Raw genomic sequence first — 18,698 nt, 5'->3', positions numbered from 1 at the left:
GTCTTCATGGCACCGAGAAGATCTTCGGTCCAGGTTTCCTATACGATCGAGTGGGGCGTCAGCATGTCGCAGCGTTGTGACTGATGTCAACAGGTTCCCGAAGACGCAAGGAAGGGCCTCACGTCACGATGGACGACGAAGCGATTACCACGCGGGGGCGTAGGGCCGTGCCGGGCGGGATGCCGCCGGGAAGAGCTGGCGGCCGGCTCGCCGACGAGGTGTACGACACGCTGCTCGGGCAACTGATGTCGCTACGGATCGAGCCCGGCTCCCGGGTCACGATCGACGTCCTGGCCCGAGAGCTGGGGGTCTCGCAGACGCCCATCCGAGACGCCCTGAACCGCATGGAAGCCGAGGGCCTGGTCGTGCGTGTGCCCCATGCCGGCTACCGGATCCCCCCGCAGATCACCCGTCACCGCTTCGAGGACATGCTCGAGGTCCGCCTGCTTCTCGAACCGGCGGCGGCCCGCAGGTCCGCCGAACGCGCGTCCTCCGAGCAGGTGGCCGGTCTGCGACGAATGCTGGAGGAGATGGCGGAGTTGGAGGGGGGCAACGGGCCTACGGCGTACGGTGCCTTCGGGCTGCGCGACGCCGCCTTCCACGATCTCGTCGCCCTGAGCGCGGAGAACCAGGTCATCCGGGAAGCGCTCGCTCGCCTGCACAGCCACGTGCACCTCTTCCGGCTGCACCACGACACCCAGGTCACCCATCTGGCGATGGCCGAACACGAGGACGTCGTGGCCGCGATCGCCGCGCGTGACCCCGACGCCGCCGCCTACGCGATGCGTCGGCACATCCTGCGATCGGGTGATCGTTTCCGCCGATTGTTCGACGAAGTCACCGATGCGAATGGAATGGCGGTGGAGGCTTGACGGGCGAGCGGGGTCGGGCGATGCTAACGCGATCGGATCAGATCGGATTGGATCCCCACCACCCGTCCCAGACGCGAGGAGAAGCAGGTGCCCAGAGCGCTGCTCCTGACCGGCGACGCCGCCGAGGAACTCGACACCATGTATCCCTACTACCGCGTGCAGGAGGGCGGCTGGGACGTCGACGTCTCGTCACGGACGATGCGTGACGTGCAACTGGTCATCCACGAGTTCGACCCCAACTCCGACGCCTACGTGGAGAAGAACGGCCGGAAGCTGCCGGTCGACGTGCCCTGGGCCGACGTCGACGTCGAGCGGTACGACGCCCTCATCATCCCGGGGGGACGCGCCCCCGAGTGGATCCGGGTCGACGCCGACGTCAGGCGCATCACCGAGCACTTCTTCGCGAGCAACCTCCCCATCGCACTGGTGTGCCACGGAGCGCAGGTGCCAGCGGTGTACGGGCTGCTGAAGGGTCGCAAGACGGCGTGCTTCCCACCGATCACCGGTGACATGGAGAACGCGGGCGCGACGGTCATCGACGCCCCCGACGTCGTCGACGGCAACCTCGTCTCCTGCCGGGGATGGCCCGACATGCCGCAGTTCGGCAGGGCGATGATGGAGGTCTTCTCGAAGTCCGTCAGCCCCGCGTCGGCATGAGCGCAGCTGGTCTGCCCCGGTGACGACACTTCGGACCGTCACAGTCGACGGTTCCCCCGTCCACATCCTGGAGGGCGGCACCGGGCCCGCGGTGCTGATGCTGCACGGCTCCGGACCCGGCACGACCGGGTCCGGAGCCTGGGCAGCGACGGCGCAGGCGTTGGGCACGTCCTGGCATCTGGTGGCTCCGGACCAGGCCGGGTTCGGCCGCACACCTGTGCCGGCGGGCTCCCGGGGCGGGCTCCGGCTGTGGACGGAGCAGGCCGCCGGCGTGATGGATGCTCTCGGTATCGAGCACTACGCCGTGGTGGGTCACTCCATGGGCGGCGCCGTGGCGCTGGCGTTGGCGGCCGAGCGCCCCGAGCAGGTCACTCGTGTCGTGGCGGTCTCGACGATGGGCGCCCCCGGGGCGCCGCTGTCCGCCGACCTCGACGCGATCTGGGCTGCCCCCGCCGGCCCGCCCGGGGCCCGGGACATGTTGAGTCGCCTCGTCCTCGACCAGGCGCTCGTGACCGAATCCGCCGTCGAGGCCCGTGCGGCTGCGATGCGAGCGGGCGCGGCCGCGTTCGCGTCGTTGTTCCCTGCACCCAGGGCGCGATGGGTCGACGAGCTCACCCTCTCGGCGCAGACGCTGGCCGCGATCCGCGCGCCCGTGCTGCTCGTGCACGGTGCCGAGGACCGGGTCACCCCGCTCGCGACGGCGGCCCAGCCTCTGCTCGCACACCTGGCCGATGTCCGTCTGCACGTGCTCGGTCGATGCGGGCACGTGCCGGCGATCGAGCACCCGCACGAGTTTCGGCAGCTGCTGTCGGGCTTCCTCGGCCGGGAGTTGCAACACCACGAGAGATCGAGTCACGGCCCTCCGGGGTAGAGCGATCCGCCGATTGCACACGAGCGGTTCGCCCAGCGGCGGACGACCCTACGTGATCCCGAAGAGCTGCTTCAACCGGGCCTGGATCAGCGGTCGGCCGACGGTGGGGACGTCGTAGTGGCCCGCCCCTTCGAGCACGGCCAGGTTGATGTCGTTGTCGTTGATCAGCATCTTGTTGACGACGTTGTAGGTGACCGTTGCGGGGCTGGTGATGTCCTCGGTCCCGTACAGCCAGAGAATCGACCCCGGCAGCGTCGAGTTCTCCAGCCTGCCCTGGTTCTCCGCGTAGAACCGCCTGTTCTCCGGGAGTGAGTTCGGTGCGTCGCCACGGATGCCGGGATAGGTGGTCAGCCGGTGTGCCGGGGACGCGTCCAGGTAGTTCTGGATGTCCTGCTTGACCAGGTCGTTGAGGTCGTCCAGGCAGGTGCGCCAGTTCTCGTTGTAGAACCGCAGCATGTTGGGGCCGTAGATCTCGGCGGGGTCGATGTCGTAGCCCGCGTAGCGTGCGGTCCTGGTGAAGTAGATGGTCTCCGCGTTGGCGAAGACGAGCTGTTCGATCTGGTGTTCCGTCGGCGGGAGTCCGGATCGTGCGGCCTCCTCGATGTCGTTCCACAGGACCCGGTTCATGGCGGGCACGTCCGGCACCGGGGCGAGGGTGATGGTGCCGCGGTACTCCAGATCGGGATCCGCCCTGGTGGCCCGGTCGGAGTAGTACGCCGCGGCCAGGGCGGCGAAGCCCCCTTCCGACCATCCGGCCGGCACCCACTGACCCGACAGCCGGTCGCCGAGGAGCCGCTGCGCGGCCACCGCGGCGAACACCATCGAGTTTCCCTCGCTGGACAACTCGTAGTAGCCGTGCCCCTCCGGGACACCGTCGGCCACCGGGCCGAGTCCTTCGTAGTCCGGGGCGACCACGGCAATGTTCATTCTCAGGATGGTCGCCAGCAGGGCGGCGTTCGGCCCGTCGACCCATCTGCCGTGCTCCTGGAGTTGCACGCTCGGCGCGCACTCCGGGGCCCATCCGACGGTGCCGTGCCCCCAGACCACGAGTGGCCAACCACCGGTCGGGGGCGCCTGCGTGGGGAGGAACAGCATGGCGGTGGCGTTGATCTGGTTTCCCCGGATGCCGGGCATGCGGTAGACGATCAGTTGGCCGTCGGCCACGTCGGCGATCACCGAGGGCACGTTGCGCAGTGGTGCGGGGCTACCGACCACGTCCCCGTCGGAGGCCGCCTCGACGGTGCCGATCGGACCACCGTCGGCGCCCCACGCCGGGGCGACGGTGGTCAGCAGCCCCGCCAGCAGCAGAACGACCGCGAGTCCGCGCCCGAGGCGGCCACGGTGTCGGCGTGGTTCGAAGGGGCGCCTGGTCATCCTGCTCCCGTCGTCGTGGGTTCTCGAAACCGGCCCCGCAAGGGCGTGCCCTGCCCGACCAGCATTGACGTTGCCCGTCGCGTCATCCCGGTCGAGCGCCACCGGCACGGTCCGGTCGCCGGCACGAGGTGCCGTCGTGCCTGGCCAGGTCGTGGACCGGATCCGGATCGGAGCGCCAGCGCGGCGTGGTTGACCGGCTACGCCGACGCGACAGGTACCGGGCGACGTCACCACGCCCCGGGACCTGAGCAGGCGGCTTCCGCCGCGGGGCGGAAAGTGAAGATCCTCCGGATTGGGTGCCTACCGCATGAGAATAAGCCCTTGCGATCGGGTCGAGGGTGGTTTTCCTGGGCTGGCCCGGGTAGGCCGGTGACGACCGGCCTGTCCGGCTCGATGACCATGATCGCCCGGCACGTACGGGGTCCACGGGAGCGCCCGCGACCGGGAGCATCCGGATGGCGAGGTTGACCAGACGGCGTACCCCCGATAGAGACAAGCCTGGGCGCTGAGCGACGCGGCGGCGGCGTCGGTGGTGGGCTTCCTGACGCCGCGCCTGAGCGTCGTCGAAGGCGATCAGCCGCCCCGCGAACCAGGGGGATGGGTGACGGCCGGTGTTGAATCGACCACCGCGCCGGGGATGCGGTCGCGGAGCCGGTCCGATCCCGCGAACCCTCGCCCGGGCGGTCAGTCCGGGTCGACGTCGTCGAGGTAGAACCGCACCGAGGCGATCCGGTCCTCGTGCAACCGCATGATGGTCACGCCGCGCGACAGGTACCGGTTGCCGTCGACCGTGGTGCCGTGGATTTTCCACTCGCTCCACACCTGGTTGCCGTCGCTGACCGACTGCAGGACCCGTGCAGCCAGGTCGGGCACGTGTGCGAACAAGAAGGCCCAGTTCTTGCGCATCTGTTCGCGGCCGGTGAAGGAGCGTCCGGGGTGGATCGGCAGTTCGGAGTGGAAGTCCTCGGCGAAGGAGTCGGCGAGTGCGTCCAGGTCGTGGCTGTTCATCGCCGTCTCCATGCGCCGTAGGACATCGGCACGAGTGGCATGCTCTCGATCGTTCATTCGTATGCTCTCCAGGATCGTAGGTACCGGGTGGGGCCTTCACTGGCGGGTGCCGGTTCGCGCCGCCCGCTGGACTTCGGCGGTGAGGCGGCTGTTGTGGGCGGCGTGCCGGAAGCCGGAGCCAGCGCCGTCGCACGGGACGGTGGGTCTGGTGTCAGCAGGCGATAGTGGGTGTACGCCGCGAAGGTGTGCGGTAGCGCTCGTCGTCGCCTGGACTCCGCTTCGGCGCGACCGAGGACTTCGACAGGCGTCCTAGCTTCGCGGAAGCACGGAGATGGCCACGACGGCGCTGTTGACGACGGTGGCCGTCACGGTGCGGGTCACGGCTGCCGCCGCGGCGTCGGCGCCCCAGTCGCCCTGCTCGAGTTCCTTGGCTCGCCTGATCACCGGTGAGGTCCACGGGATCTCGCGGTGGAACTGCGGGAGGGTCCCGCTGGCCGAGAGCAGCGCCGCGAGCGCGGCGACCCGGGCCTGCGGCTGCGCACCGTCCACGAGGACCCGCCGAACGTCGGCGAGCAGGCGGGCCCGTCGTTCGGTCCGGCCGTCGCGCAGGGCCGTCGTCCGGAACAGGCCGAGCACCTTACGGGGTTCCTGGTCGATGTCGCCTCGTGCGATGAGCCGCTCCAGAACCGGCTTGCGCAGGTTGGGACCGATCGCCGCCAGGGCGGTCTGCACCCCCCTCGGTTTCTCGGCGAGGTAGTCCCACGCCGGGCGCAGGAGGCTGTCCGACGGCGGGTGAGCCGCCACGCTGCTGACCCGCCCCCGGTCCGTCGTGGTCAGGTGCTCACCGAGGGCGAGGTCCGCGAGGACGGCTCCGCCCAGGACGTAGAACAGGGTGTTCTCGCCGGCGATGGTCCCGGATGCGGGTTGGAACAGGAGCAGGAGGAGATCTTCCACGAGGGTCGGGGCGTCCGACCGGGCTTCGGTGCTCATCGGCGGGGCTCCCAGCGGAAGAGTCGGGTGGCCAGGGCGACAGCGATGGCGACCCAGCCGAGCGTGGGCGCGAGCAGGAGCAGGGAGTCGATCACGGCGACGCCGCCGTTCCAGGCGTTCATGGTCAGTTCGGTGGCCGCTCCACCGGGCAGCAGCCGCTTGAGCCAGGCGAGGTTCTCGGTGCCGGAGATGCCCACCCAGGTGGTCACGGCGATCACACCGAGGGTAACGGGCAGGGTGGTGACCTGGGCGTGTTCGGGGGAGTTCGTCAGCCCGGCCGTTGCCAGCGCCAGGCCGATCATCATGGCGACGGTCGCGACGACCGCCACCACCAGCAGGGAGACGTTTGCCGGTCCGCCGGCGACCACGGCCAGGGCGGTCAGGATCGCTGTCACCTGGACCACTGTGAGGAGGAGTACGGGCAGCAGGAGGCCGGCGAGGATGCCGGCGTCGCTCTCGGCGGTGGAGCGCAGCCGCTTGAGGAAGAGATTCTGCCGCCGGGAGGCCAGGGTGGTGACCGCCGTGGCGTAGAGCCCGAACGCGGCCACGGTGACCATGACGATCGCGGCGATGTAGCCGAGGCTGCCGAGGGCGGCGTAGGTCTCGTGCTGACGGACGAAGAACGCGGACACCGCCGCCGGGATGATGAGGCTGGTGATCAGCACCAGCCGGTTGCGGAAGATCTGGATCAGTTCGCTGGACGCGATGGACAACACGGTGACGCTCCTTGCGGAAGAACGAATCAACTGTTGATGGCGCGGAACACGTCGTCGAGCCGGGTCGGTCCCGCTGTCAGGTCGCGCAGTTCCACGGCGTGGTCGTGCGCCCAGCCGAGCAGGAGGTGCAGGTCCTTCTGCAGTTCGAAGGACTCGACAGTGGCCTTCCCGTCGGCGTCGACGACCGCCTGCAGCGGTAGCGGCGGAACCGGCGCGGCAAGGGAGAAGCGGATCACGCCGGGGAGGGTGCGGGTCAGCTCGGAGACGGTGCCCTCGCGGTGGAGGATCCCCTCGTGCATGAGCCCGATCCGGTCGGCGCGCTGTTGTGCCTCCTCCAGGTAGTGCGTGGTGAGCACGATGGTCGCGCCGTCCTCCCGCAGCCGGTCCACGGTCGCCCAGACGGCGTCGCGGGACTGGATGTCGAGGCCGGTGGTCGGCTCGTCCAGGAAGATCAGCTCCGGAGTGCCGTAGACCGCGGTGGCGAAGTCCAGTCGCCGCTTCTCCCCGCCGGACAGCTGCGCCACCTTGCGCCCGGCCCGGCCGGTGAGGTCGACCAGATCGAGCACCCGGTCGACGTCGTCGGCGCGTCGGGTGAGCCGGCCGACCAGACCGACGGACTCACGGACGGTGAGATCCGGGGAGAAACCGCCCTCCTGGAGCATGACTCCCATTCGGGGACGTACCGCTCGCCGGTCGTCGGGGCTGTGTCCGAAGACGCGTACCGCGCCCGAGGTCGGCTTCCGGTGTCCCTCGACAACTTCCAGGGTCGAGGTCTTCCCGGCTCCGTTGGTGCCCAGCAGCGCGTAGAGCTCTCCCGGCCGTACCTCGAAGGAAAGGTCCTTCACGGCGTGGAAGTCGCCGTAGGTGAGGTTCAGCCGTTCGACTTCGATGACAGGTGTGGTGGACATGCGCCAATGACAGCGCGGACCCGGCCGGCCCGTCAGTGGCGCCACGTCACCATCGCATGTGACGTGGTGTCACTGGTCGTGATCCCTTGCTGCCCGATACTGGTGTGGTGACCGCGAGATCGCCGCGCTTCACCGAGTCGACGCAGGGGAGACTGCGCCGGCTCAACCTCGCCACCTCGCTGCCGCCGGTGGTGCTCGCCGCGGTGTTCCTGCTCTACACCGACTCGAGTACCTGGTGGCACGTCGTCGTCCTGGCCCCGGGGGCCGTGGCGGGGGTGCTGGCCTTCGAACGGTGGACGGCCAACGACCTGCGGCGGGTGGCACTGCCGTGCCTGGTCGTGGCCGGGGCGGTGTGGCCACTGGGGGTCCTGGTGGTCGGCAGCCCCAACGCCTACTGGGGGTTCTGCGCGGTGGGTTCGCTCGCCCTGCGCGAGGTCCGGCGGCACCGGAAGCTGGCGGTGGTCGGGCTGTTCGTCTACGTCGCGGCCGTGGGCTCGGCGCGGCTGTTGGTGCAGCGGAACGACGTCGGTGAGGTCCTGTTCACCTACGTTCTCATTCCGACCGTCCTCACCGTCGTCGTGACGGTCCTGACGATGGTGGGCGAGCGGTTCTACGACCTCATCCGGGAGCTCGAACAGACCCGGGAACGTGAGGCGGAGCTGGCCGTGGTCCGGGAGCGCGTGCGGTTCGCCAGCGACCTGCACGACATCCAGGGCCACACCCTGCACGTGGTCAAGTTGAAGATCGCCCTTGCCCAGCGACTGTTGCTCCGTGACTCCGCCCGCGCGGAGAAGGAACTGCGGGAGACGTACGCGCTGGTCAGCGATACCATCGCGCAGACCAAGGAACTCGCCTACGCGCAACGGCGGCTCAACCTCACCGCGGAGATCGAGAACGCGAAGAACCTGTTCGAGGCTGCCAGCATCCGGGTCCGGGTGACCCGGGAGGCCGAGGTCGACGCCCGCGCCAGTGAACTGCTCGGGCAGGTGCTGCGGGAGACGACCACGAACATCCTGCGCCACGCGCAGGCCACCCAGGTGCAGATCACCCTCGCCGCGTCGGGTATCACCATCGTCAACGACGGTGTGACCGGCACCGCGCCCCCCGAGCTCAGAGGACTGGCGGCACTCAGGCAGCGAGTGGCGGGCGACGGAGGTGAGCTGACCGTGGAACAGACCGACGGGCGGTTCCTGACCGCAGCGGTCTTCCCACCCGCTCGGGCCGACTCGGCCCCGACGGTTACCGGTAAGGACGGCCGATGACCACCATCGTGCTCGCCGACGACGAGGCGCTGTTGCGCACGGCTTTGGCCGCCCTGCTGCCGCTGGAGGGCGACATCACCGTTCTCGCCGAGGCGCAGGACGGCCGGAGCGCGGTCGAGGCCACCCTGCGGCACCGGCCCGACGTGCTGGTCATCGACCTGGAAATGCCGGGTGTCGACGGCCTGGGCGCGGTCGCCGAGATCCGCCGCGAGCGACCGGAGCAGGTGATCCTGATGCTGACCCGGCACGCCCGCCCCGGCGTGCTGCGCAAGGCGCTGAAGCTCGGCGTCCAGGGCTTCGTCAGCAAGTCCGCCGAGCCGGCCCACATCACCTCGGTCATCGCCACCCTGCACGCGGGGAAACGCTGGATCGACCCGGAGGTGTCCGCCCTCGCCGTCACCGAGGACTCCCCCCTCACCGACCGCGAAGCCGACGTCCTGCGGGTCACCGGCGAGGGCTACTCGGTCGCCGACATCGCCGCTCGGCTCTACCTCGCCCCGGGCACCGTCCGCAACTACCTCTCCAACGCGATGCGCAAGACCCAGACCCGGACCCGCCACGAAGCGGCCCGCTACGCCCGCGAACACGACTGGCTGTAGCGGGCTCCGGCCGGTCGTAGCCCTGTACGACCACCGAACACGGCCGAGCGACCAGGGTTCTTACGAGACACCGCCTGGTGACCGCAGGGCAACACCACCGGCGGCGAGCTGATCCAGGTGCGCCGTACGGCCGCGATGGTGAAGGCCCCCGCGGACGCTCACCGACGCGGAGAACCGCGTACGCCGTCATTCTGCAACCGGACCGCGACCACGAGCGCGGTGGGTCGAAGTGGCCGCCCGCGTCGTCACGCCGATCCGTGGTGCCGAGGCGCGGTCATGCCGACGTTCTTTCGGTATCGACTCGGCGAACCGCCGGGCGTGGTACCAATACCCGGATAGGCGAAGCCGGCAGAAATGGGCGGCCGATGTCGACACGGGCAGCAGCGCTGCTTCGAAAACCGGGGCAACCGCAGCGGCCGAGTCTTCTGGAACTCTTCTTCGACCTGGTCTTCGTCTTTGCCCTCAATCGGGTCTCACACCGAATGGTCGATGAGCTTACCGAACGGCGGATCGTCCTCGTCGAGGCCGGCGAGACGCTGCTGTTGCTGCTGGCTTTCCTGGTGCTGTGGTTCGTCACGGCGTGGGTCACCGACCTCTATGATCCACAGCGGCCGCAGCTCCAACTGCTGGTCTACACGGCCATGCTCGGCGCGCTGGTGATGGCAGTCGCGGTGCCGCGCGCCTTCGGTGACAGAGGCTTGGTCTTCGCGGGCGCGTACGTGGCGGTCCACATCATTCGTGGGCTGGTCATCGTGCCGATGCTGCGCGGTCACGAGGCTCAGCTCCGAGCGGCCGGGGTGTTCTTCTGGTTCACGCTGTCGGCCGTGCCGTGGATCACCGGGGCGATCGTGACGGATCTGGCCCGAAGCCTGCTCTGGACCCTTGCGATTGCCATCGACTACGCGGCACTGCTGCTGCTGTATCCCGCGCCGTGGTCGCGCGCCACCCAACGGCAGTGGCCCGTCCTGGCCGAGTACCTGTCTGAGCGTTACCGACAATTCTTCATCATCGCACTCGGTGAACTGATCCTGACGACCGGCTCGGCCTTCAGCGACACCTCAATCCAGCACGGCGGAGCCGCAGCAGCCTTCGCGGTCGCATTCATCACAACTGTGCTGCTGTTTCGCGTCTACCTCTTCAGGGCGGGCCAACTGTTGCCCGAAGCCATCAGAGCCGCCGCGGAGCCCTCCCGTCTCATCCGCGAGGCATACCTCGCTCACGTGCTCATGGTGGTCGGCATCGTCGCCGTCGCGGTCGGATACGAACTGGTGATCGAACACCCGTTCGGGCGCACCAACGGGCCCTGGATTCCCGTCATCCTCGGCGGACCAATGCTGTTTCTGATCGGGCGAGCCCTGGTGGAACACGCCGTATTCGACCGGGTGTCCCACTCGCGGATCATCGGCGCTCTGACGCTTGCCGGCGCGTCACCACTCATGATCCTCCTCCCGCCGCTGGCTGTGGCCGGCACCGCCGTCGTCGTCCTCGCCGGCATCGCCGCTACCGATGCCGTCCACGCCAGGGGGAAACCGCCCGAACGGCCGCACCCGCCCAATTCCAAACCGTGAGCGGCAGCTTGCTGGCGGGAGACGAGTCGAAAGTGCGCCGGCGGGGCCGCTGGGCACGACCTCTCCGAAGGGAAGGTCCAACTGCAGCTCCACCGCCGTCAGCCCGTTCGTCGCCGGTACGCGCGGCGGTCGTCGGTCTCCGGTCGCTGACGGCGAGGACCGTCGGCGACCGCTACCGGAGGTCGGCTGAGGTGGCGGTGGCCGATTTCATCGGGTGGGGTGTGTGGATGGTGACGTCCTGGGTTTCCGAGGCCACCCGGATGCCGCTTTCGGCAAAGCGATCCAGCACCCGCCGGGTGACCTGGTCCTTGACCTGACGGGCGCCGCGTACCGGCACCACGAACCGTGCCGACAGCTCGATCCAGTTCGAGGTGGCGCGGACGAACACACGGGGATCGACCTCCGCCTCGGCGGTGGGGTAGCGGTGGCGCATCGCGTCGATGGCGCTGCGCGCTTCGGCCGTCGAGGAGATGTTCTGCGCTTCCTCGCACAGGATGCTCTCCGCGAGGTGCCAGTCGGCCTCGTAGGGGATGGGCAGGGTCAGTTCCTCCCACAGGTGGTCCAGCACCATGCTGCTGTTGTAGACCGGCGTGCAGAACACGAAGCGGTTCGACAGTGAGACAACCCGGCCGGTGTACTGGCGGCCACGGATCCACGATTCCGGGTCGGTGGACGAGCCGCTCTCCAGGAGGCGGGTCCGAAGCGGCGTGATTTCGAGGACGTCGCCGCGTACGTCGCACATCTGGATTCGGTCACCGACGCGGAACTGTCGGCCGGTGATGATGCTGATCCATCCGGCGAAGGCGCCGATGACCTCTTGCAGCGCCAGCGCGAGACCGACGCCGACCAGTCCGACGACCAGGCCGATCCGCCCGGCGAACGGCTTCCACAGCAGTGCCAGCGCGAACAGCAACACCACCACGGTCAGGTAGTGCGTCGTCTTGCGCAGGTAGTAGCGGTTGGTGGTGTCTTTCACCCGCAGCGTCGACAGGCGTCCGGCCAGGGCGGCGATGACGAAGGCCAGCGCGATCAGGACGACGCTGGTCACGAGGCGACCGCTTACGCTGTTCGTGTCCCAGAGTGCCTCCAGGAACCGCTCCATGCTGCTTGCCCATCGTCCTCGGCGGCGACCGGTCGGTGCGTTGCTGTCGCGTCTGCTTCACCATAGGCAGCCGTCGTCAGCGGATTCTCGGAAACGCGGGTGCGGGGTGGACCGGTGTGAAGATCGTGACGGCCGGATCAGAGGTGACGCTGCCTCCACCTGCTCGCTTCCGCTTCGAGGGCTTCCTGCTCGCCGTCCTCCGACGCGTGCACCCGTAGCCGCGCCTCCCGCCCGTTGGCCAGTTCGAGCGCCACCAGTGTCAGTGTGATCGCGGTGAGCAGAGCGAGTGCGACGAGCGCCTGCACTCGGTCCGCCGCGGGTGCCAGGACGATCACCAGAGCCGCGGCCGCGACTTTCGGGAACCGCACCCGTCGAAAGGTACGCAACGTGACGGCGACCGACGCCAGGAGGTAGAGCGCCACTCCTCCATAGAGGACGTAGAGATCCGCCGGGCCGAGGGTGTCGCGTCCGGCCGGCACCGTGGGAGAAGAGATGTCGACCAGGAGCCGTTTCAGGCCGAGTGAGAAGGTCATGATCCCGAGCACCAGTGGTAGGTGCAGGTAGGTGTAGACGTCGCGCACAAGCCGGCCTCGGGAGGCGTCGCGGGTACCGTGCAGCGCCTGTTCGACGGCTGGTGCCAGCAGGTCGAAGTGCGTCCACCAGAGGGCTGCGATCACCATGATGCCGAGGATGGAGGCCACCACGACCGGCCAGGTGATCGGCAGGCTGGGCCCGATGCCCGGCCCCAGGCCCAGGGCCAGCACCGACTCGCCGAGCGCGATCAGCAGGATCTGGCTGTGCCGTTCGGCGAGGTGTCCGGCGGATACCAGCGTCCACCGGTTCACCGCGATGAGGGCGCCGGCGACGTACTCCACAGCCAGGGCTGCCGACCACAGCGCGATCCGGATGATCTCGATGCCGGCGCCGTGCGTGAGTCTTTGCGGCACGAACGCAGCAATCATGATCAGTAGGGAGCTGACCAGCACCGGAAGACCGAGCAGCAGCAGCGGTGGGCGCTTGGGCGAAGTGAGGCGTCCGGCGATCTGGGAGAAGGTTGTCACCTGCAGCATGCGGACGAAGAAGTAGGAGAAGGCGAAGACCGCAGGCCCGAAAAGCCCGCCCGGCGCGTCCACGAACGCCTGCGGCACCGTCAGGGCGAGCAGGAACACGCCGACCATGGTGGCGAACCCGATCAGCGGGACGATTCCGTAGTCGGCACGGACCAGGTTGCCGAGGAAGGTGAAGCTCGTCCAGCACCACCAGAGCAGGCCCAGCACCACCAGGCCGCTCAGGAGCGTCGACGCGTCCAGCTCCTTCGCCGCCAGCGTGGTGACGTTCAGGAACGCGAAGACGAAGACCAGGTCATAGAAGAGTTCCAGCCGGCTGCTCCGGGAGCCGGGAGCGCCCGGCCGCACCCACCGCCGCCCACGCTCGCCGACCACACTGGCAGTCTCGCAGTCGTACGACGTACCGGGGCTGCATCAAGCCAGTTCGCACGGTTGGTGCCCGACCGCAGCACCTCACCACGGGGCGATCAGTCCCAGACCGTCAACTCCTGCGCGACGAGCGCCCGCCCGCCTTCGAAGGCCCGGTACGGCCCCGGAGATCCCAGGTGGTAGCGGCTGGCGAGGTCGCGGTGAGCGAACGAGACCACGGTGCCCACCACGGTGACCAACTGTGGCGGAGCCGGCGCGGACGGACCCGCCGTGAGCACGAGCAGGGTCCCGTCGGTCAGATCCGCGTCGCGTACGACGAACGCGGTCTCACCGATGATCCGCTCGACCGTTGCGGTCACGGTGAGCCGATCACCCACCTCGGCTCGGGCGACCGTGCCCGCCCGGGTCGTGGGCACGGGAACTGGACTTGGTTCCGGCGGCGTGGACGGGTGAGTGCACCCCACGGTGAGCAGGACCAGCAGTGGGAGAGTTGCCCGCGCCGGACGCATCCGGCCGTGCCACGTGTGCATCGCCTTCCTCCTCTCCGTCGTGCCGGATATCAAAGAATTGCCCGGGGGACATGGCAGTACACCAGCGATACCGTGACGGTCGTGTGACAATCTCCGCCGGCCCTGACTCGGTCCGTTGAACAGGGGTTTTGGCCACACCGGGTGGGGTAGGGCCGGGCGTTGAGGGGACGTCGGCGCGGCCGGGGCGGCAACGACCGCCGCGCGCCTGCGCCGATGTCGCACGACGACCGGGAAGACGAACACATGCGACTTCTGCAGCACCGCTACCGGCTCGACGAACAGGTCGGTCAGGGCGGAATGGCGGTGGTCTGGCGCGGGTTCGACCTGCGGCTACAGCGCACGGTCGCCGTGAAGATGCTCTCGCCGGACCTGCTGGACGATCCGGCGGCACGCGAGCGGCTGCGTACCGAGGCGCTTGCCGCGGCGAGGCTCGACCATCCGCACATTGCCGGCGTGTTCGACTACGGCGAGCAGCGGCAGGGCCGGAGGCGGGTGCCCTTCCTCGTTCTGGAGTTCGTCGACGGCGAGACCCTCGCCGCCCGCCTCCGCCGCTCGGGACCGATGGCGTGGTCCGAGGCAGCCCGGACCGGCGCCGCGGTGGCGGACGCCCTCGCCGCCGCGCATGCGCACGGCCTCGTCCATCGGGACGTCAAACCCGCCAACGTGATGCTCGGCCCGCGCGGGATCAAGGTCGTCGACCTGGGCATCGCGGCGGGGGTCGGTCAGGAGCCCGCCGACCAGACGGGACTGATCTGGGGTACGCCGGCATACCTCGCTCCGGAACAGGCGGCCGGCGCCGCGGCGGCACCGGCCGGCGACATCTTCGCCCTGGGGCTGGTGCTGCTCGGGTGTATCAACGCGCAGAGCCCCACCGACCTGCGGCGCGGCCGCGACGGTGTCGAGCTTCCGTCCGTTCCCGAGATGCCGGCCGAGGTAGCCGATCTGGTGCGACGTTGCCTCGCGACAGACGCGGACCGCCGACCCGGGGCCGCCGAGGTGGCAGCCGTCCTCGGCGCGGCGAGCGGTAGTGAGGTGGCGCTGCGGCCGGCGGGCCCGGTCGGTGACCTGCCGGCAACCGTCGGATCGACCCGGCAGCTCTCCGGCGGTGCAGAAGCCCAAGCCTCCGACGGGCGGAAACCCCGCGCAACAGGGGGCTCGACCGACCCCGCGCGCCCGCGCCGGCTCCGCTCCCGAGTCGCCGTCGGAGTGCCGGCGGTGGTGCTCGCCGCGATACTCGTCGGTCAGCTGCCCGGGCGCACAGTGCTCGACCCCACCACGGACAGCGATGTCGCTGGCGCCGACGTCGGTGCCGCCGATGCTCGACCCCGCGAGTGCACCGCCCGATACACGGCACATCATCTGCTTGACGGCACCTTTCGGGCCGACCTGACCGTCACCAACACCGGCGGGGAGTGGCTGCGCGACTGGTCACTCACGTTCGCACTCCCTCCCGGCCAGCGCCTCGTCACCGAGGGCACTCCCTGGGATCAGGACCGCAGCCGGGTGGCCCTCACCTCGGTAACCCAGTTGGCACCCGGGGCCGCTTTGTCGGCGGACCTTCGGGGCACGGCCGAGGGCGGCATCCTGAAGGCTCCGTCCGCTTTCCTGGTCAACGGTCTTCCGTGCGATCGGGTGATCAGTCAGGTCGCGCCACCCGCTGTGGAAACCGGTGCGCCAACCGCCCCCGCCGCCGCGCCGGGGAGCCGGGCGACCGGTGCGACGACCGACTCCCAACCCACTGCCAAGACGGAGTCACCGACGGTTCCGGGCGACAGCGGCTCGCGCACACCGGTGCCGGACCCGAGCGACGGCTCTCCGGTCAGCCCGTCGCCGACGACGGACCCCGAGGTGACGACCACGCCCTCGCCGTCCACCGATCCGTCACCGAGCACCGATCCGTCGCCGTCTACGGATCCGTCGCCGTCTACGGATCCGTCGCCGTCCACCGGTCCGTCGTCGAACACCGGCTCGCCGTCGCCGGACGACGGTCCTACCACGAGCCCTCGACCTGGTGGGACACCCAGCACGCCGAGCGCCGCCGGCACGCCTTCGGCCACGCCCCTGGGGCAGTGACCTGCCCTCGCCCGCCGTTGCGCGACGGCCGGTTGCGGCACGCCGCCTTGCGGAGGGCGCGGGTCGCGGACAGTGAGATCCGGCAGGCGGCCCGCAGTCACGGCGCCGGGGACCTCGCTGCGCTGGTCACAGTGTGCTGGAATCGGACGGAAGCGTCAGCGTCACCCCTCGCGACGAGCTTGGAACGCCAGCAGCCTTGACGACGCGCTCGACCCCGCGGGCCAGATGAGCCCACGGGTGCTGACACCGCTCCCTGATGGTCACTCGGGGCCGCGCACCCCCGACGCTATGATCGTTCGGGTTCAGTGGGCGCCGCGAGGTCTGGTCGGCATCGTGATGACACACATCTGTGGAGCGTGACCGATGCTGTTGTTGTCGTTTTCCGTTGTCCTCCTGGTGGCGGTGCTGCTCTCGGCGCTGGCTCACCGCACCATCCTGTCCACTGCGGCGCTGTTCCTGGTTGCCGGGTTCATCCTCGGCGAGGACACCACCGGGCTGCTGCACCTGCACTCCGGTTCCCCCATCGTGGCGCAGCTCGCGGAGCTCGCCCTGTTCGCGGTGCTGTTCACCGATGGGATGCGGGTCGGGTGGGCGGATCTGCGTTCGGCATGGCGGCTACCCGGCCGGGCGCTGGGTTGGGGCCTGCCACTCACCCTGCTGATCACGGCGCTGTTGGCCCACTTCGTGGCTGGCCTGGGCTGGCCGGAGGCGCTGCTGATCGGCGCGATCCTGGCCCCCACCGACCCGGTGTTCGCGGCGGCGCTGGTGGGTAATGACAAGGTACCGGCCCGCCTACGGCATCTACTCAACGTGGAGTCCGGCGTCAACGACGGGCTGGCCCTCCCGTTCGTGGTGCTGCTGCTGGCTCTGGCCGCCGGCTCGGACGACCTGCACCTGGGAAAGATTGCCAGCGAACTTGCGATGGGCCTGCTCATTGGTGTGCTGGTGCCACTGCTGGCAATCGTTCTGGAGCGGACCCGTTGGCTTGCGGCGTCCGCCGCGTACGCGCCGCTCAACGGGGTGGCGATCGGGTTGCTGGTATTGGCATTGGGCAAGATCACGCATGGAAATCTGTTCCTGGCGGCGTTCGCCGCCGGGATCACCGTGGCCACCTTCGGGCCGAGGGAACGGGCTGCCTTCGAGCATTTCGGGGAGAACATCGCCGAGCTGCTGAAACTCGCCGCACTGCTGGTCTTCGGCGCGCTGATCTCGGTGCGGTTCCTGGGCGAGATCTCGTGGGCCGGCTGGGCATTCGCGGTGCTGGCCATCTTCGTGGCCCGCCCGGTCGCGTTGTGGATCTCGTTCCTGCGCTCCGGGCTCGGTGTCCGGGAACAGGCCGCGGCGATGTGGTTCGGGCCGAAGGGCTTCGCCTCCGTCGTCTACGGGCTGCTGGTCCTGGAGTCTGGTATTGCCGCCGGCGACGAGGTGTTCCACCTCGTGGCCCTGACAATCGTGATCTCCATCTTGCTGCACTCGTCGACCGACGTGGTGATAGCGCGAGCGTTCGACGAGTCGCGCGAGGCGCCCGCCTGGTTCGGCGTGCTACACCGGGTCCATCGGCCGTTGCGGCGCGGCCGGCGAGATCGGGACAGCGCGTCCGCTGACGGTTGATCCGTTGGGGCCGTCGATCGCGGCCCAGACGGTCTTGCCGTCGCCGAAGGGGAAGAAGCCCCAGTTGGTGGTGAGGGCGGCGATGATCGGCAGGCCGCGACCACCTTCGGTGACCTGGCGAGGGAGGGTCGGGGTGGCGGAGTCGGGTGTTTCGCCCTCGCGGTCCCGGACGCTGATCCTCAGCGAGCCGGCCGCGCCGGAGACGGTGATGTCCATGTCGGTGCCGGCGTGTTGGACGGCGTTGCTGACCAGTTCCGACGCGATGACCATCGCTCGGTCGGCCACCGCCTGCCAGCCCCAGGCATGACACTGCCGGGCGACGAGCCTGCGGGCCGCGGCGGGCGACTGCGCGTCGGCGGGCAGTCGCAGGTGCGCGCGGTACGGAGAGACCGGTGCACTTTTGGCGGGGTGTTCGAGCAGAGCCCTCCCGAGGATCGCGTGCTGACCGAGTGTGGCGCGGAGCAGGCGTCCCGGGGGAGTCAGCGGATTGGCCGACAGCTTCAGCTCCGGTCCGTCGGAGCGGCGGTCGGTGGCCCACCGGGCGAGGAACGTGCCGATCGGGGCGACGTCCGACGTCGTGATCGTGTCGAGGTCGACCACGAGGGTCAGCGGGGCGTCCAGGGAACCCGCGCGCAGCAGGGCCGCAAGGTGTGGTTCCACTTCTGGGGTGAGGCCGCCGGCGAGGGTGATCCGGGTGCTACCACGCTCGAAGTCGCGCAGGATGGTCCATCTCATTCGTGGCACGGCAATCATCTGCCGGTCGGCGAACCGTAGATCGTGCCGGTCGGCCGGTTGGCGGGAAGCCCGAGCGTGGTCGCCACCCCGGTCACCCTGAGCACCTCGGCGACGATGCCGTTGGCGTTGCGCAGGATCAGGACCCGTCCCTGCCGGGCGGCGAGCCGGTGCACGTCGACGAACTCCTTTACTGCACCGGAGTCGATCAGTGTGGTGTGCTGAAGATCGACAATCAGCCACTGCGTCGAGGTCTCCGCGAGTGTGCGCGCGACCGCTTCGCGTAGATGGCCGGAGACGGCCATGTCCAGTTCCCCGGAGAGGTGGAGGGTCCGCGGCGCGAGCCCCGCGCCGGAGGACCGGATGCTGAACACGGGCCTCTGCCACCT

Annotated in this window: 18 protein-coding genes; 8 read left to right on the top strand and 10 right to left on the bottom strand. The window is 69.4% G+C overall.

The genetic code is table 11. The annotated features are described in order from the left end of the window. Positions 1-128 precede the first annotated feature (128 nt). From O7614_RS21770 to O7614_RS21760, 3 genes are all read left to right on the top strand, one after another. Positions 129-872 (top strand): GntR family transcriptional regulator, encoded by a 744-nt coding sequence (locus O7614_RS21770; RefSeq protein ID WP_278140329.1) that lies wholly within the window; start codon positions 129-131, stop codon positions 870-872. Positions 873-959: 87 nt separating this feature from the next. Then, positions 960-1,529 carry a DJ-1/PfpI family protein gene (locus O7614_RS21765; RefSeq protein ID WP_278140328.1) on the top strand — a complete coding sequence of 190 codons (570 nt, stop codon included), beginning with the start codon at positions 960-962 and terminating at the stop codon, positions 1,527-1,529. A gap of 19 nt (positions 1,530-1,548) precedes the next feature. Further along, positions 1,549-2,400, top strand: coding sequence for an alpha/beta hydrolase (locus tag O7614_RS21760; RefSeq protein WP_278140327.1), 852 nt, complete (start codon positions 1,549-1,551; stop codon positions 2,398-2,400). Between the two features lie 48 nt (positions 2,401-2,448). On the opposite strand, the gene O7614_RS21755 is transcribed toward O7614_RS21760, so the two are convergent. The 5 genes from O7614_RS21755 to O7614_RS21735 form a co-directional block, all read right to left on the bottom strand. Then, a complete protein-coding gene (locus O7614_RS21755) occupies positions 2,449-3,774 on the bottom strand; it encodes a hypothetical protein (protein WP_278140326.1) in 1,326 nt (441 codons plus the stop codon). Between the two features lie 684 nt (positions 3,775-4,458). Next, positions 4,459-4,839 (bottom strand): nuclear transport factor 2 family protein, encoded by a 381-nt coding sequence (locus tag O7614_RS21750; RefSeq protein ID WP_278140325.1) that lies wholly within the window; start codon positions 4,837-4,839, stop codon positions 4,459-4,461. A 252-nt stretch (positions 4,840-5,091) separates the two neighbouring features. Beyond that, positions 5,092-5,772, bottom strand: coding sequence for a GPP34 family phosphoprotein (locus tag O7614_RS21745; protein ID WP_278140324.1), 681 nt, complete (start codon positions 5,770-5,772; stop codon positions 5,092-5,094). After that, a complete protein-coding gene (locus O7614_RS21740) occupies positions 5,769-6,488 on the bottom strand; it encodes a hypothetical protein (RefSeq protein WP_278140323.1) in 720 nt (239 codons plus the stop codon). Before O7614_RS21740 ends, O7614_RS21745 begins: the two co-directional genes overlap by 4 nt. 26 nt (positions 6,489-6,514) lie before the next feature. Beyond that, complete coding sequence (locus O7614_RS21735; RefSeq protein ID WP_278140322.1) at positions 6,515-7,396, bottom strand: ABC transporter ATP-binding protein; 882 nt, start codon at positions 7,394-7,396, stop codon at positions 6,515-6,517. Positions 7,397-7,503: 107 nt separating this feature from the next. On the opposite strand from O7614_RS21735, the gene O7614_RS21730 reads away from it, so the two are divergent. From O7614_RS21730 to O7614_RS21720, 3 genes are all read left to right on the top strand, one after another. Continuing rightward, complete coding sequence (locus O7614_RS21730) at positions 7,504-8,658, top strand: histidine kinase (protein ID WP_278140321.1); 1,155 nt, start codon at positions 7,504-7,506, stop codon at positions 8,656-8,658. Beyond that, a complete protein-coding gene (locus O7614_RS21725; RefSeq protein ID WP_278140320.1) occupies positions 8,655-9,257 on the top strand; it encodes a response regulator transcription factor in 603 nt (200 codons plus the stop codon). The genes O7614_RS21730 and O7614_RS21725 overlap by 4 nt, the downstream gene beginning before the upstream one ends. A gap of 365 nt (positions 9,258-9,622) precedes the next feature. Then, positions 9,623-10,825, top strand: coding sequence for a low temperature requirement protein A (locus tag O7614_RS21720; protein WP_278140319.1), 1,203 nt, complete (start codon positions 9,623-9,625; stop codon positions 10,823-10,825). 172 nt (positions 10,826-10,997) lie between these two features. On the opposite strand, the gene O7614_RS21715 is transcribed toward O7614_RS21720, so the two are convergent. The 3 genes from O7614_RS21715 to O7614_RS21705 form a co-directional block, all read right to left on the bottom strand. Beyond that, positions 10,998-11,927 carry a mechanosensitive ion channel family protein gene (locus tag O7614_RS21715; RefSeq protein WP_278140318.1) on the bottom strand — a complete coding sequence of 310 codons (930 nt, stop codon included), beginning with the start codon at positions 11,925-11,927 and terminating at the stop codon, positions 10,998-11,000. Positions 11,928-12,064: 137 nt separating this feature from the next. After that, a complete protein-coding gene (locus tag O7614_RS21710) occupies positions 12,065-13,369 on the bottom strand; it encodes a low temperature requirement protein A (RefSeq protein ID WP_278140317.1) in 1,305 nt (434 codons plus the stop codon). Between the two features lie 92 nt (positions 13,370-13,461). Continuing rightward, entirely contained in the window at positions 13,462-13,893 is a 432-nt protein-coding gene (locus tag O7614_RS21705) for a hypothetical protein (RefSeq protein ID WP_278140316.1), read from the bottom strand. A gap of 243 nt (positions 13,894-14,136) precedes the next feature. Between O7614_RS21705 and O7614_RS21700 the strand changes: the two genes are divergently transcribed. Further along, positions 14,137-15,966: a serine/threonine-protein kinase gene (locus O7614_RS21700; RefSeq protein ID WP_278140315.1), complete on the top strand. Its 1,830-nt coding sequence runs from the start codon at positions 14,137-14,139 to the stop codon at positions 15,964-15,966. A gap of 363 nt (positions 15,967-16,329) precedes the next feature. Then, on the top strand, positions 16,330-17,577 hold the full coding sequence (locus tag O7614_RS21695) for a cation:proton antiporter (RefSeq protein ID WP_278140314.1): 1,248 nt from the start codon (positions 16,330-16,332) through the stop codon (positions 17,575-17,577). Here the strand turns inward: O7614_RS21695 and O7614_RS21690 are convergent. Both O7614_RS21690 and O7614_RS21685 read right to left on the bottom strand, forming a co-directional pair. Next, positions 17,509-18,312 (bottom strand): ATP-binding protein, encoded by an 804-nt coding sequence (locus O7614_RS21690; RefSeq protein ID WP_278140313.1) that lies wholly within the window; start codon positions 18,310-18,312, stop codon positions 17,509-17,511. The genes O7614_RS21695 and O7614_RS21690 overlap by 69 nt on opposite strands. 14 nt (positions 18,313-18,326) lie before the next feature. Then, a complete protein-coding gene (locus O7614_RS21685; RefSeq protein WP_278140312.1) occupies positions 18,327-18,683 on the bottom strand; it encodes an STAS domain-containing protein in 357 nt (118 codons plus the stop codon). Positions 18,684-18,698: the final 15 nt, after the last annotated feature.

It is taken from the genome of Micromonospora sp. WMMD961, assembly GCF_029626145.1.
Taxonomy (GTDB): domain Bacteria; phylum Actinomycetota; class Actinomycetes; order Mycobacteriales; family Micromonosporaceae; genus Micromonospora.
The sequence above is the reverse complement of the archived record's forward strand: the minus strand, read 5'-3'. Positions and strand labels throughout refer to the sequence as shown.

Coding starts and splice junctions, on each gene's coding strand:
- O7614_RS21715 (WP_278140318.1), bottom strand. CDS start 11,927: ATGGAGCGGTTCCTGGAGGCACTCTGGGACACGAACAGCGTAAGCGGT.
- O7614_RS21705 (WP_278140316.1), bottom strand. CDS start 13,893: ATGCACACGTGGCACGGCCGGATGCGTCCGGCGCGGGCAACTCTCCCA.
- O7614_RS21700 (WP_278140315.1), top strand. CDS start 14,137: ATGCGACTTCTGCAGCACCGCTACCGGCTCGACGAACAGGTCGGTCAG.
- O7614_RS21725 (WP_278140320.1), top strand. CDS start 8,655: ATGACCACCATCGTGCTCGCCGACGACGAGGCGCTGTTGCGCACGGCT.
- O7614_RS21690 (WP_278140313.1), bottom strand. CDS start 18,312: ATGAGATGGACCATCCTGCGCGACTTCGAGCGTGGTAGCACCCGGATC.
- O7614_RS21745 (WP_278140324.1), bottom strand. CDS start 5,772: ATGAGCACCGAAGCCCGGTCGGACGCCCCGACCCTCGTGGAAGATCTC.
- O7614_RS21695 (WP_278140314.1), top strand. CDS start 16,330: ATGCTGTTGTTGTCGTTTTCCGTTGTCCTCCTGGTGGCGGTGCTGCTC.
- O7614_RS21720 (WP_278140319.1), top strand. CDS start 9,623: ATGTCGACACGGGCAGCAGCGCTGCTTCGAAAACCGGGGCAACCGCAG.
- O7614_RS21735 (WP_278140322.1), bottom strand. CDS start 7,396: ATGTCCACCACACCTGTCATCGAAGTCGAACGGCTGAACCTCACCTAC.
- O7614_RS21755 (WP_278140326.1), bottom strand. CDS start 3,774: ATGACCAGGCGCCCCTTCGAACCACGCCGACACCGTGGCCGCCTCGGG.
- O7614_RS21750 (WP_278140325.1), bottom strand. CDS start 4,839: ATGAACGATCGAGAGCATGCCACTCGTGCCGATGTCCTACGGCGCATG.
- O7614_RS21770 (WP_278140329.1), top strand. CDS start 129: ATGGACGACGAAGCGATTACCACGCGGGGGCGTAGGGCCGTGCCGGGC.